Origin of the sequence: Candidatus Pantoea communis (assembly GCF_011752685.1) — a bacterium.
Classification (GTDB): Bacteria; Pseudomonadota; Gammaproteobacteria; order Enterobacterales; family Enterobacteriaceae; genus Pantoea; species Pantoea communis.
Map to the genome: position 1 here is coordinate 28,083 of NZ_VWXC01000013.1, position 14,215 is coordinate 42,297.

The 14,215-nt window shown below is 55.3% G+C and carries 11 protein-coding genes; 1 reads left to right on the forward strand and 10 read right to left on the reverse strand.

Going from position 1 to position 14,215, the window contains the following annotated elements; all coding sequences use genetic code 11:
* Positions 1–185 precede the first annotated feature (185 nt).
* Complete coding sequence (locus tag F3J37_RS17345; protein WP_166934742.1) at positions 186–1,844, forward strand: glucan biosynthesis protein D; 1,659 nt, start codon at positions 186–188, stop codon at positions 1,842–1,844.
* Positions 1,845–1,993: 149 nt separating this feature from the next.
* On the opposite strand, the gene F3J37_RS17350 is transcribed toward F3J37_RS17345, so the two are convergent.
* The 10 genes from F3J37_RS17350 to nuoF form a co-directional block, all read right to left on the reverse strand.
* On the reverse strand, positions 1,994–2,446 hold the full coding sequence (locus F3J37_RS17350) for a GNAT family N-acetyltransferase (RefSeq protein WP_166934744.1): 453 nt from the start codon (positions 2,444–2,446) through the stop codon (positions 1,994–1,996).
* Between the two features lie 166 nt (positions 2,447–2,612).
* Positions 2,613–4,076 carry an NADH-quinone oxidoreductase subunit NuoN gene (nuoN, locus tag F3J37_RS17355; protein WP_034825051.1) on the reverse strand — a complete coding sequence of 488 codons (1,464 nt, stop codon included), beginning with the start codon at positions 4,074–4,076 and terminating at the stop codon, positions 2,613–2,615.
* A gap of 6 nt (positions 4,077–4,082) precedes the next feature.
* Positions 4,083–5,603, reverse strand: coding sequence for an NADH-quinone oxidoreductase subunit M (gene nuoM, locus F3J37_RS17360; protein ID WP_058961300.1), 1,521 nt, complete (start codon positions 5,601–5,603; stop codon positions 4,083–4,085).
* 220 nt (positions 5,604–5,823) lie between these two features.
* A complete protein-coding gene (gene nuoL / locus F3J37_RS17365; protein ID WP_058961299.1) occupies positions 5,824–7,659 on the reverse strand; it encodes an NADH-quinone oxidoreductase subunit L in 1,836 nt (611 codons plus the stop codon).
* Positions 7,656–7,958 (reverse strand): NADH-quinone oxidoreductase subunit NuoK, encoded by a 303-nt coding sequence (gene nuoK, locus F3J37_RS17370; protein ID WP_034825057.1) that lies wholly within the window; start codon positions 7,956–7,958, stop codon positions 7,656–7,658. The genes nuoL and nuoK overlap by 4 nt, the downstream gene beginning before the upstream one ends.
* On the reverse strand, positions 7,955–8,506 hold the full coding sequence (gene nuoJ, locus F3J37_RS17375) for an NADH-quinone oxidoreductase subunit J (protein WP_034825059.1): 552 nt from the start codon (positions 8,504–8,506) through the stop codon (positions 7,955–7,957). Before nuoJ ends, nuoK begins: the two co-directional genes overlap by 4 nt.
* 10 nt (positions 8,507–8,516) lie before the next feature.
* On the reverse strand, positions 8,517–9,059 hold the full coding sequence (gene nuoI / locus F3J37_RS17380; RefSeq protein ID WP_034825061.1) for an NADH-quinone oxidoreductase subunit NuoI: 543 nt from the start codon (positions 9,057–9,059) through the stop codon (positions 8,517–8,519).
* 11 nt (positions 9,060–9,070) lie between these two features.
* Entirely contained in the window at positions 9,071–10,048 is a 978-nt protein-coding gene (gene nuoH, locus F3J37_RS17385) for an NADH-quinone oxidoreductase subunit NuoH (protein WP_045813644.1), read from the reverse strand.
* Positions 10,045–12,768, reverse strand: coding sequence for an NADH-quinone oxidoreductase subunit NuoG (nuoG, locus tag F3J37_RS17390; protein ID WP_166934746.1), 2,724 nt, complete (start codon positions 12,766–12,768; stop codon positions 10,045–10,047). Before nuoG ends, nuoH begins: the two co-directional genes overlap by 4 nt.
* Positions 12,769–12,872: 104 nt before the next feature.
* A complete protein-coding gene (gene nuoF / locus F3J37_RS17395) occupies positions 12,873–14,213 on the reverse strand; it encodes an NADH-quinone oxidoreductase subunit NuoF (RefSeq protein ID WP_176505727.1) in 1,341 nt (446 codons plus the stop codon).
* Positions 14,214–14,215 lie beyond the last annotated feature (2 nt).

Here is a 14,215-nt window from a genome sequence, read left to right on the forward strand (position 1 = left end):
AATGCAAAGTTGCGTAATCCGCGCTGTTGCAGCGTGAAATCTGCTTCGCTTATTTGATTAATCTGATAAATTTTTGTCAGACTGAATTTTTTAATTTCGCGACTGTCGTATCCCCTTGTAGCCAGACGCAATGCGTCTTACGACAGTCACAACACACCAGAGCAGCTAAGGATTAGATTTCCGGCATGAATCGTAGAAAATTTATGAAAGCGTCCATGGCCCTCTCTGCCGCAAGCGGCATGACCGGGCTCTCCTCGCTGTTTGCGCAGTCCGCCTGGGCCGATGATGGCATCGCCGACGGCACCGCAGTGCGCTTCGATTTCGACTCACTGAAAAAGAAAGCTTCCGCGCTGGCGAAACAGCCCTGGGGCGGCGCACCCGGCCCGCTTCCTGACACCCTGGCCAATCTAACACCGCAGGCTTACAACGAAATTCAGTACGATGCCAACCATTCGCTGTGGAACAACATTCCCGATCGCGAGTTAGATGTGCAGTTCTTCCACGTGGGGATGGGCTTTAAACGCCGTATCCGCATGTTCTCCGTGGATGCCGATAGCCGTGAAGCGCGCGAAATCCACTTCCGCCCCGAACTGTTTAACTATCACAACGCTAACGTCGATACCCAGCAGCTGGTCGGCAAAACCGATTTGGGCTTCGCCGGTTTCCGCGCGTTTAAAAAACCAGAACTGGCGCGTCGCGATATCGTCTCGTTCCTCGGCGCGAGCTACTTCCGTGCGGTTGATGAAACTTTCCAGTACGGCTTGTCAGCGCGCGGTGTGGCAGTCAACACCTTTAGCAACGGCCACGAAGAGTTCCCGGACTTTACCGCCTTCTGGTTTGAAACACCGAAAGCCGACGATACCACCTTTGTGGTTTATGCGCTGCTGGACGGCGCCAGCGTCACCGGTGCGTACAAGTTCACTATCCACTGCGAAGAGAAACGCGTGGTGATGGAGGTGGAAAACCACCTGTTTGCTCGTAACGACATTCGTCAGCTCGGCATATCGCCGATGACCAGTATGTTTAGCTGCGGCACCAACGAGCGTCGCATGTGTAATACCTATCATCCACAAATCCATGACTCCGATCGTCTGGCAATGTGGACCGGAAAAGGGGAATGGATTGCACGTCCGCTGAACAACCCGCAACGCTTACAGTTCAATGCTTATGAAGATGAAAACCCGCGTGGTTTTGGTCTGCTGCAGCTCAATCACGACTTCAAAGATTATCAGGATGTCATTGGCTGGTATGACAAACGTCCTAGCCTGTGGGTCGAACCAATTGGCAAATGGGGTAAAGGCGCCATCAATCTGATGGAGATCCCGACCACTGGTGAAACATTGGATAACGTGGTGTGCTTCTGGCAGCCAACCGAGCCGGTCAAAGCGGGCAGCGAATTCAGCTTCCAGTACAAACTCTACTGGAGCCAGTTACCGCCTGTGCGCAGCGGTCTGGCGCGCGTGGATGCCACACGTACCGGTATTGGTGGCTTCCCAGAAGGTTGGGCGCCAGGCGAACACTTCCCTGATCAGTGGTGCCGTCGCTTTGCGATTGATTTCGTCGGTGGCGACCTGAAAGCCGCTGCGCCGAAAGGGATTGAGCCGGTGATCACCGTGAATGCGGGTACCATCAAGCAGGTTGAGATTCTGTATGTGGAGCCGCTTAACGGTTACCGCATTCTGTTTGACTGGTACCCGAACAGTGACTCCACTAAGCCGGTGGATATGCGCCTGTTCCTGCGCACCAAAGATGAGACCTTAAGTGAAACCTGGCTGTATCAGTATTTCCCACCGCCGCCGGATCAGCGTAAATACACCGATGACCGACAGATGACGCCGGGCTGATATCCCCTAAAAAGTTCGAATTTCAGGAAGGCGGCAAACAAGAGAGCCCGATGAGCTGATTCAAGTCAGTGAATCGGGTGAGCCAGGCAGCCAACTCACCGGTAATTTGAAGTATGACGGGTATAAATGGCGAGGAGTATTCCTCGCCATTACGCTTTCTGCATACCGATGTGTGGAATGTTATCTTCCATGTAAACGTCCCCCACCGCTTTGAAGCCAAGACGACCGTAAAACCCTTCCAGATGGGCCTGCGCCGATAAATAAATAGTGCGTTGCGGCCAATGGGTATCGCAACTCTCCAGCGCTTTCTCCATCAGTCGATAGCCCAACTTCAGGCCACGCGCTTCTTCGGACACGATCACGCGACCAATCATCACCGGGGCGCTGTCCAGTGAGGGCGTAAGCACACGAGCGTAGGCCAATAATTTGCCGTCAAGGAAGCCCATGACGTGGCGATTCTCTGCTCGCAAATCCTGACCATCTACGTCTTGATAGGGGCAGTTTTGCTCCACAATGAATACGTGATTGCGCAGTGCCAGCACGGTATATAACTGCTGTGCACTCAGTTCACTGTGGTGGCAATCAAGCCATTGCATTTCCATGATGCTTCCTTGTCTGAGCGAAAAAAGTGATCTCCTGAGAGTATCACAACGCGCGGGGATTGAGCAGCCGTACAGGGTTGCCGCATTGCCTTGCCGTGATCGTATTCTCAGATTACAGGCAAAAAAAATCAGGCCCTGAGGCCTGATTCATGGGGTCAAAGCGCATTTACATCAGCGGCTGTGCCATCTGTACCAGCGAAATCAGTGGCTGAGGATAGACACCCAGCAGCAGAACCAGAATCGCAGAAATCAGCACCACCACACCACCAGCGGTGAAGGCCCAGTTGGCTGGCGTGTCACGATCGCGCGTGTGCATTTCTGGTGGGCTGAGGTAAAGGCTCACCGTCACACGCAGATAGTAGTAAAGACCGATCGCACTGCCGGCAACGACTGCCGCGGTTAACCACCACAGATGCGCGTTCACACCGGAAGCAATGACGTAGAACTTACCAATGAAGCCCAGCGTCATCGGGATACCGGCCAGAGACAGCATCATGACGGTCATGACCGCTGACAAAATTGGACGATGCCAGAACAGACCACGGTAAGAGTAAAGCGTATCCGCATCCGGGCCACGGTATGGGCTGGACATCAGGCTGACCACACCGAACGCGCCGAGGCTGCTGAACAGGTAACCCGCCAGGTACACACCCGCCGTTTCCAGTGACAGCTGATGGGTTTTCACCGCAATCAGCGACACCAGCAAATAGCCCAGGTGCGCGATCGATGAGTAACCGAGCAGACGTTTGATGTTGCTCTGCGAAATCGCCATCAGGTTACCGAACAGAATTGACACAAAGGCGATAACACCGAGCACGGTGCGCACGGCTTCGCTGTCCGTCACTGGCGCGTACAGGAACAAGCGCATCACCACACCAAAGATGGCGATTTTGCTGGCGGTGGCCAGGAAGGTTGAAACCGGCGCAGGCGCACCCTGATAAACGTCCGGTGTCCACAGGTGGAACGGCACCAGTGACAGCTTAAAGCCGAGGCCGATAATCATCATGCCCAAACCGACCAGCAGCAACGGCTGTTGGATCATGCTGTCATTCAGGCTTTTACCCAGTTGCACAAAGCTCAGGCTGCCAGAATCGGCATAAATCAACGCGATACCAAAGATCAGGAACGAGGACGCTGCAGCGGACAGGATCATGTACTTCAGTGCCGCTTCCAGCGAACGTTTCTGACGGAATGCGTAACCGATAAGACCAAACAGCGGCAGTGACAGCAGTTCAATACCAATGAACAGCGCCGCCAGATGGTTGGCACTCGCCAGCACGATGCCACCGAGCGCCGCAATCAGCACCAGCAGATAGAACTCATCTTTGTTGTCCGGGAAACCGGCCAGCCACGGATAAGCAAAGGTGCAGGTTGCGAGGCTGGCCAGCAGCACCAGCGCGGTGTAGAACATTGAGTAACCGTCAACGCGCAGCAGCGGCGTGACATCCATGGCACCGACATGACCGACAAACCACAGTGAAAACAGCGCTACGTTCAGGCCAATGACCGTCAGCGTGGCATTAACAAAGTGGTTGCGTCGCCACGCAATGGACAGCATCACCACCACCACCGTCAATCCGACGATCAACAGCGGCAGTAACGCAATCAGATGTTGAGGAGTTATTGTCATGGCGAATTACGGCCTTGTAGTTGAAATTGAAGCGGTAAACCACTGCTGAATATTGCTCATCGCAGCGTGAGAGGTATCAAGGATCGGCTGTGGATAAACACCCAGCAGAACCAGCAGCACCACCAGCACGCCGATCGTCATGAATTCACGCGGTGACATGCCCGGCAGCGGAGCTTTCGATTTCGCTTCGCCGTAGTAAGCGCGCTGCATCATCACCAGCGAATACACCGAGGCAAACACCAGACCAAAGGTGGCAATCACGATAATCACCGGCACCACCTGGAAACTGCCGGTCAGAATCATAAATTCGCCGACAAAGTTACCGGTGCCTGGCATACCGAGGTTGGCCACCGCGAAGAACAGCGACAGGCCTGGAATCCATTTAATGCGTGACCACAAACCACCCATCTGACGCAGGTCACGGGTATGCAGACGCTCATAAAGCTGCCCACACAAGATGAACAGTGCTGCGGCGGACAGGCCGTGAGCAATCATCTGAATCACCGCGCCCTGGAACGCCAGCTGGCTGCCGGTGTAGATAGCAATCAGCACGAAGCCCATGTGCGAAACGGAGGTGTAAGCAATCAGACGTTTGATATCCGTCTGCGAGAACGCCATCCAGGCACCGTAGAAGATACCCAGTACACCGAGCCACATAGCAATCGGCGCAAACTCTGCGGAAGCATTCGGGAACAGTGGCAGGCTGAAACGCAGCAGACCATACGCCGCCGTTTTCAGCAAGATTCCTGCGAGGTCAACCGAACCGGCTGTCGGTGCCTGACTGTGCGCATCCGGCAACCAGCCGTGCAGAGGCACCACTGGCATTTTCACTGCGAAAGCGATAAAGAAGCCGAGCATCAGCAGATATTCAACGGTGTGCGACATTGGCGTTTTCAGCAGTTCTTCGTAGCTGAAGGTCCAGACGCCCGTGGCGTTGTAGTGCACAAATACCAGCGCCAAAATCGCAATCAACATAACCAAACCCGAAGCTTGGGTATAGATGAAGAATTTGGTTGCGGCACTGATACGCGTTTTACCGTCAGAGGCTTTGTGACCCCAGAGCGCGATGAGGAAGTACATCGGCACCAGCATCATTTCCCAGAAGAAGAAGAACAGGAACATGTCGATGGAGAGGAACACGCCAATCACACCACCGAGGATCCACATCAGGTTGAGGTGGAAAAAGCCCTGATACTTCTCGATTTCATTCCAGGAACAGAGCACCGCCATCAAACCCAGCAGGCCGGTCAGCACCACCATCAGCAGCGACAAACCGTCAATAGCCAGATGGAAGTTAATACCGAAGCGTGGAATCCATGGCACCGAGAAAGTCGACTGCCACTGCGGCATTCCTGCAGCCTGGGTGAGTGAATAGCCTCCCTGCAGCCACAACTGCAGACCGAGTGCCAGCGTCAGCCCCATGGTGATCATGGCGATCCAACGCGGCACTTTTGCGCCGAGGCGCTCTGCTAACCAGCAAAGCAGACCCCCAACAAAAGGTATGATTATTAGCCAAGGTAATAGCACGGCATACTTCCCTTTTTTCAACCTGATTTCGAGCTATCTTGCTTGCCACTTCCATCACCGTCAGCGCTCGCCACCCTCACGTAAAAAATACGCTTGGGTTGCTGCACACTGACGGCAACGAAACGGGCTACATCAATAACGCTTCGTCATTCAGGCAATTTTTCACATTCGCTTCTGGGGTGAAAGAATCCTTGATCCTCTCGCCCCCGCTCATCAATCTTTAAATCACCAGCATCAGCGCCAGTACCACCACGGCACCGACACTCATGGAAGCCACATACCAGCGCACGTAACCGTTCTCGCTCACCACCAGGCCTTTATTACCAATGCGCGACAACAGCGCAGGCAGGTTCATCAGTGAGTTCAGCGGATCGCGCTTCAGCAGCCAGGCAATGCCCAAATAAGGTTTTACAAACACCTTGTCATACAGCCAGTCGAAGCCCCATGCCGCGAACCACCAGGTGCCGAAGAAACGGCCCGGCGCGCTGTTGGCAACACTGGTGACCAGCTGGCGTTTGCCAAGCCATAGGGCAGCAGCAATCAGGATGCCGACAATCGCGACCACGCCTGAGGTGATTTCCAGCGCCACTTTTCCGCCCTCACCGAATTCATTCTGCGGCAGCACGCCCGCCAGCGGTGGCGTGATCATGGCGCCAACGAAGGTGGAGAGCACTAACAGCACAATCAGTGGCAGATGGTGAGTGATGCCTTTGCCCGCGTGCGCATGAATTTTCTCTTCGCCGTGGAACACGATGAAGATCATGCGGAAGGTGTAGATCGAGGTCAGGAATGCACCGACCAGACCCGCCACCATCAGATTGATGTGACCATTCGCCAGCGCACCAAACAGGATTTCATCTTTACTGTAGAAACCTGCGGTAATCAGCGGCAGTGCCGCCAGCGCAGCGCCGCCGACCAGGAAGCAGGTGTACACCAGTGGGATGCTCTTACGCAGGCCGCCCATTTTGAAGATGTTCTGCTCGTGGTGGCAGGCCAGAATGACCGAACCAGAAGAAAGGAATAGCAGTGCTTTGAAGAAGGCGTGCGTCATCAAGTGGAAAATGGCCGCGTCCCATGCCTGCACGCCCAGCGCGAGGAACATGTAGCCGATTTGACTCATGGTAGAGTAAGCCAGCACGCGTTTGATGTCGGTTTGCACCAGCGCGGCAAAGCCTGCCAGCACCAACGTAATCGCCCCCACAATACCCACCAGATGCAGCACTTCCGGCGTCAGCAGGAACAAGCCATGGGTACGCGCAATCAGGTAAACACCCGCGGTTACCATGGTGGCGGCGTGGATCAGAGCAGATACCGGCGTAGGACCGGCCATCGCGTCAGCCAGCCACGTTTGCAGTGGCAACTGTGCAGATTTACCGACCGCACCACCCAACAGCATCAGGGTTGCCCACTGCAGCATGTGGTTGTCAGCGGCGAAGTGCGCCGGCGCCAGTTCCACCAGCTCGCGGAAGTTCAGCGTACCCAGTTCGTTGTAGAGAATGAACAGCGCGAATGCCAGGAACACGTCACCGACACGGGTGATGATAAAGGCTTTCATCGCCGCTTTGCCGTTCTCTGGGTTGCTGTAGTAGAAGCCAATCAGCAGATAAGAGCACAGGCCCACGCCTTCCCAACCGAGATACATCAGCATCAGGTTGTCGGCCAGCACCAACACCACCATGCTCGCGATGAACAGGTTGGTGTAAGCGAAGAAGCGTGAATAGCCCTCTTCACCGCGCATGTACCAGGAAGCAAACATGTGGATGAAGAAGCCGACCCCCGTGACCACTGACAGCATGGTCAGAGACAAGCCGTCCAGTACCAGGTTCACTTTGATATCAAAGTGGCCGACCTGAATCCATGTCCACAACGCCTGAGTAAAAGGCTGTTGGCCGTTACTGAAGAAATCCATACCAACGAAAACGGTGGTCAACGCCGCCAGACCGACCGATCCCATTCCCACCGCTGCCGACAGATTCTCCGACCAGCGACCACGGGAAAACGCCAATAGCAGGAAGCCAATCAGCGGAAATAATACGGTTAAATAGAGAAGATTCATCCGCGCATCTCGCTCACTGTATCAATGTTCAACGTCTGACGACGACGATAGAGCTGGAGCAGCAGGGCCAGGCCGATGCTGGCTTCCGCCGCCGCGAGGCTGATCGCCAGAATGTACATCACCTGGCCGTCAGCTTGTCCCCAGTAGCTACCAGCTACCACCAGCGCCAGTGCAGCAGCGTTGATCATGATCTCCAGACCAATCAGCATGAACAGCAAATTGCGGCGCAGTACCAGCGAGGTCAGGCCGAGAACAAACAGCACAGCAGCCAACATCAGGCCGTGTTGTAACGGGATCATGCGTGATCCTCCTTATTCGCATGTGCATCAGCATGGCGATTGCTCAGCACTTCGCCCTGACGCTCTTCACGTCCGATATGGAAGGCCACCACCAGACCGGCCAGCAGCAGCATTGACGCCAGCTCAACCGCCAGTACGTAAGGACCAAACAGACTGATACCCACCGCTTTGGCATCGATGACGGTGCCATCAATGCCCTGATCGTGCGCGGTACTAATGGCGTAAATCATCACCACCAGCAGCAACAGGGAGACGATGCCAGGCCCAATCCACAGCGAAGGCTTCAGCCACTCGCGCTCCTGGTCCTGCTGGGTTTTGCCCAGGTTCAGCATCATCACCACGAACACGAAAAGCACCATAATGGCACCGGCGTAAACGATGATCTCCAGCGCACCGGCAAAGTAAGCGCCCATTGAGAAGAACACGCCCGCAATCGAAAGCAGCGAAACAATCAGGTACAGCAGCGCATGTACCGGATTGGTGTGAGTGATAACGCGCAATGTCGTTAGCACCGCCACCAGTCCGCAAAGATAAAACGCAAATTCCATACCTGGCTCCTTAAGGTAACAAGCTTTTGACGTCGATTGGCTTGGCTTCGTTTTCCGCTTCGCCCTTCTCTTTCCCGTCGATCGCCATACCCGCCATGCGATAGAAGTTGTACTCCGGATATTTACCCGGACCGGAAATCAGCAGGTCCTGCTTCTCGTACACCAGATCCTGACGCTTGAACTCACCCAGCTCAAAATCGGGGGTCAGCTGAATCGCCGTGGTCGGGCAGGCTTCTTCGCACAGACCGCAGAAGATGCAGCGCGAGAAGTTGATGCGGAAGAACTCCGGATACCAGCGACCATCAACCGTTTCCGCTTTCTGCAGTGAGATACAACCCACTGGACAGGCTACCGCACACAGGTTACAGGCAACACAGCGCTCCTCGCCGTCCGGATCGCGCGTCAGCACGATACGGCCACGGTAGCGCGGCGGCAGGTAAACCGGTTCTTCTGGATACATCTGGGTTTCGCGCTTGGCGAAGGCATGCATGCCTATCATCCAGATACTGCGCACTGTCGTGCCGAAGCCAACGACAATATCTTTTAAAGTCATCTCAAAACCCCTTACTGCGCGCTGTACAGAATCACTGCGGCGGTCGCCAGCAGGTTCAATAACGTCAACGGCAGACACACTTTCCAGCCGAACGACAGCACCTGGTCATAACGTGGACGCGGCAGCGCAGCACGAATCAGGATAAACATCACCATAAAGAACGCCGTTTTCAGGGCGAACCAGATGAATGGCGGCAGGAATGGACCGTGCCAGCCACCGAAGAACAGCGTGACAATCAGCGCTGAAACGGTGGTGATCGCCACGTATTCACCGACGAAGAACAGACCGAACTTCATACCGGCATATTCGATGTGGTAACCATCGGCCAGTTCCTGTTCCGCTTCTGGCTGGTCAAACGGATGACGGTGACAAACCGCGACGCCCGCGATACAGAAGGTCACGAAGCCGAAGAACTGCGGAATGATGTTCCACAAGTGCGTCTGGCTCTCGACGATGGCGTTCATGTTGAATGAACCGGCTTGCGCCACCACACCCATCAGCGACAGGCCCAGGAACACTTCGTAGCTCAGCGTCTGCGCGGAAGCACGCATTGCACCCAGCAGTGAGTATTTGTTATTACTCGACCAACCGGCGAACAGCACGGCGTAAACCGCCAGACCGGCCATCATCAGGAAGAACAGCAGACCGATATTCAGGTCTGTCACCATCCAGGTCGGTGAAACCGGCACGATGGCAAACGCCAGCAGCAGCGATACAAAGGCAATAACCGGTGCCAGAGTAAAGATGAAGCGGTCGGTAAACGGCGGAACCCAGTCCTCTTTGAAGAACATTTTGATCATGTCAGCGGCGAGCTGCAGTGAGCCGCCCCAGCCAACACGGTTCGGTCCATAACGGTTCTGCCATAAGCCGAGCAGACGACGCTCGGCGAAACTCATAAAGGCACCACAACCCACCACCACCAGCAGAATCACAATGGTTTTCAGGATCTGGATGAGGATGTCGATAGCGTCCGGTGTCAGCCAGCTCATTGTGCAGCCTCCTGCAGTTTGTCAACTTGCGCACCTGAGAGGAACGGCGGCACACCTGGCATACCCAGCGGCAGACCCACCTGCCCTGCTTGCAGGGAAGTGGAGAAGCGTACTGGCAGACGCAGCGTTTCACCGGCACAAACCAGTTCAACCGCAGAGCCGTTATTGACGCCCAGTTTCTCCGCATCAGCCGGGTTAATCACCAGCGTAGCTGGCGACATACGCTTCTGGAAGGTCGGTGAACGCTGAGTCATCTCTTCACTACCAAACAGCTGATAGTAAGGTGCAACGCGATATTGGCTGCCTTCAACAAAGCTTTCTGGCACGGCGGTGAACCACGGCAGTGATCCTTCGCTCGCTTCAAACAGACGCACACCCGGATCGCCATGACGCAGTTTGCCACCGACTTCAGCCTGGAACTTGTTCCATGCTTGCGGGGAGTTCCAGCCTGGAGCCCAGGCGAATGGAATCTGCGAACGTGGTGCGCCTGGTTGGTTGTTACCTTCCATTGAGAAGGCAAACATGGTGTCTTTGTCTTGCGGCTGACGCGGTTCGTGCACGCTAATATTGGCACGCATCGCGGTACGGCCACTGTTACGATGCGGTGAACGCGCCAGTTTCTGACCGCGAATACGGAAGCTTGCATCCGGCGCCGCGTCTTTAATACCTTTCAACTGTGGCAATGCTGCAACGGTGGCATCGATCACGTGATCAAGCAGCGTCCAGTCAATCTGACGGCTTTCAACAGTGCTGTGGAGCGAGTGCAGCCAGCGCCAGCTCTCCAGCATCACAATGCTGTTGTCGTAATAAGACGGATCGTAAACCTGGAAGAAACGCTGTGCGCGGCCTTCCTGGTTGATCGAGGTGCCATCACTCTCTGCGAAGCTCGCCGTCGAGAGCACCAGACCGGCTTTTTCCAGCGTCGCAGTGCGTTGATGATCAACAACAATCACGTGTGCGGTGTTGTGCAAAGCCGCATCCACGATGGCTTTCGGTGCATGGCGGTAAAGATCGTTTTCCAACACCACCAGCGCTTCCGCTTCGCCTTTATCCAGCTGTTCCAGCGCGCTATCCAGCGATTGACCGCCCATCAGGCCGAGACCAAAGCTGTTGGCGGCACCGGCAAGGAAGGTAATGCCGACATCGGCACCGCGACCTTTCAGTGCTTTCGCCACGTTGGCGGCCGCTTCAATCATCGCGGTGCTGCCAGAGTGAGTACCAGAAATAATCAGTGGTTTTTTGGCACCGGCTAACGCCTGTACCACCACATCCAGCTTGCCATTCAGTTTGCTGTCAAAGCCACTGACGGCTGGAGCGGCTTCATCGAGCGCATTGGCAATAGCGAAGCCGAGACGAGCCTGATCTTCCACCGGTGCGCGATAGCTCCACGCGGCGATATCATCAAGACGGGTTTCATCAACGTTGGTAACAAACAGCGGATGTTTGGCGTGCTGACCGATGTTCAGGATCGCCGCGATCTGCCAGTCAGCCACTTTCTGGGCTGCTGCCATTTCACGTGCTTTACCTTTCACCGCCTGACGCACAGAAAGTGCGACACGCGCACCGACCTGAGTCAGGTCTTCACCCAGCACCAGCACCGCATCGTAGCTTTCGATTTCGCGCAGTGATGGCGTGTAAATACCGCCTTCCTGCAGCACTTTCAGCATCAACTCAACGCGTGCTTGCTCAGCGGCAGGCATACCGGTGGAGAAGTTTTCCGCACCGACAAGTTCACGCAGCGCAAAGTTGCTTTCAATGCTGGCACGCGGTGATCCAATCCCAATCACACGCTTCGCCTGACGCAGCACGTCAGCCGCCGCATTCACCGCTTGTTCGGCATTCAGGCTGACCCAATCGTTGCCGCGCTTCTGTACAGGATGACGTGGACGATCTTTGCGGTTTACATAGCCATAACCGAAACGACCACGGTCACACAGGAAGTAGTGGTTTACGGTACCGTTGTAACGGTTTTCGATACGACGCAGTTCACCATAACGCTCGCCTGGGCTGGTGTTACAACCCACGCTGCACTGTTGACAGATGCTTGGCGCGAACTGCATATCCCATTTACGGTTATAGCGTTCAGAGTGAGTTTTATCGGTGAATACGCCGGTCGGGCAGATCTCGACCAGGTTACCGGAGAACTCGCTCTCCAGCGTGCCATCTTCCGGACGACCGAAATACACGTTGTCGTGGGCACCGTAAACGCCGAGATCTTTGCCGTCTGCGTAATCTTTGTAATAACGCACGCAGCGATAGCAGGCGATACAGCGGTTCATTTCATGGGAGATGAACGGGCCGAGATCCTGATTCTGGTGCGTACGTTTGGTGAAGCGGTAACGACGGAAGCTGTGGCCCGTCATCACCGTCATATCTTGCAGATGGCAGTTACCGCCCTCTTCGCACACTGGACAGTCGTGCGGATGGTTGGTCATCAGCCATTCCACCACGCTTTCACGAAACTCTTTCGCTTCGCCGTCGTCGATGGAAATAAAGGTGCCGTCCGACGCCGGTGTCATGCATGACATAACAAGACGACCACGGGTATCTTCGGCATTCTGGAATTGCTTCACCGCACACTGGCGGCAGGCTCCCACGCTTCCCAGCGCCGGATGCCAGCAAAAATAAGGAATATCAAGGCCCAGAGAGAGACACGCCTGCAACAGGTTGTCCGCTCCGTTCACATCATATTCTTTACCGTCTACATGGATTGTAGCCATAGTGAACATGCTTCCGTAAGGCTCGCCCTAAGACGAGCGTTAAACATCTAATTCTGTCCCCCGCGCCGTGTCGGCTCAGGGTGAATTCCGTGTACGGCGGCTGATTACCAGCGCGCTTTCAGCAGGTTGGGCTGAATACCACCGATCGATCGGGTATTGCCAAACACCTGCGGCGCAATGCCGGCTTCAAACTCTTCACGGAAATATTTAATCGCGCTCTGCAATGGCTCAACGGCACCCGGTGCGTGGGCACAGAAGGTTTTCCCTGGGCCAAGTTGGCGACAGAGTTGCAGCAGGGTTTCGATGTCACCCGGCTGGCCTTTTTTCTGCTCCAGCGCACGCAGGATCTTCACGCTCCATGGCAAGCCATCACGGCACGGCGTACACCAGCCACAGGACTCGCGCGCAAAGAACTCTTCCAGATTACGCACCAGCGAAACCATGCCGATTTCATGATCGACCGCCATCGCCAATGCCGTGCCTAAACGGCTGCCGGCTTTACCGATGCTGGCAAATTCCATTGGCAGATCAAGGTGTTGATCGGTCAGGAAGTCGGTACCCGCACCGCCTGGCTGCCAGGCTTTGAATTTCAGGCCATCGCGCATGCCACCGGCATAATCTTCCAGAATCTCACGCGCGGTCGTGCCAAACGGCAGTTCCCACACGCCTGGATTTTTCACGCGTCCAGAGAAGCCCATCATCTTGGTGCCGGTGTCTTCGCTGGTTGAGATGTTCTTGTACCAGTCAACGCCATTGAGGAAGATGGCCGGGACGTTGGACAAGGTTTCCACGTTGTTGACGCAGGTTGGCTTGCCCCACACGCCCGCACTCGCCGGGAACGGTGGCTTAGAACGCGGGTTCGCACGACGACCTTCCAGTGAGTTGATCAGCGCGGTCTCTTCACCACAGATGTAACGTCCCGCGCCGGTGTGCACGATCAGTTCAAAATCGAAACCGGTACCGAGGATGTTTTTACCGAGGTATCCCGCTTCGGTGGCTTCGGCAATCGCACGGCGCAGATGCACGGCCGCTTCGATGTACTCGCCACGTAAGAAGATGTAGCCACGATAGGCTTTCAAGGCGAACGCACTGATCAGCATACCTTCCACCAACTGGTGCGGCATTTGCTCCATCAGCAGGCGGTCTTTATAGGTGCCCGGCTCCATTTCATCGGCGTTACACAGCAGGTAACGGATGTTCATGGATTCGTCTTTCGGCATCAGGCTCCACTTCAGGCCGGTATTAAAACCGGCGCCACCGCGACCTTTTAGACCGGAGTCTTTCACTGCCGCAACGATTTCGTCCTGGCTCATGCCTTTCAGTGCTTTATCAGCGCCGACATAACCGTTTTTACTGCGATATTCATCGATCCACACCGGCTGCTTGTCGTCGCGCAGACGCCAGGTGAGTGGATGCGTTTCCGCAGTACGAATGATCTGTTTAATGG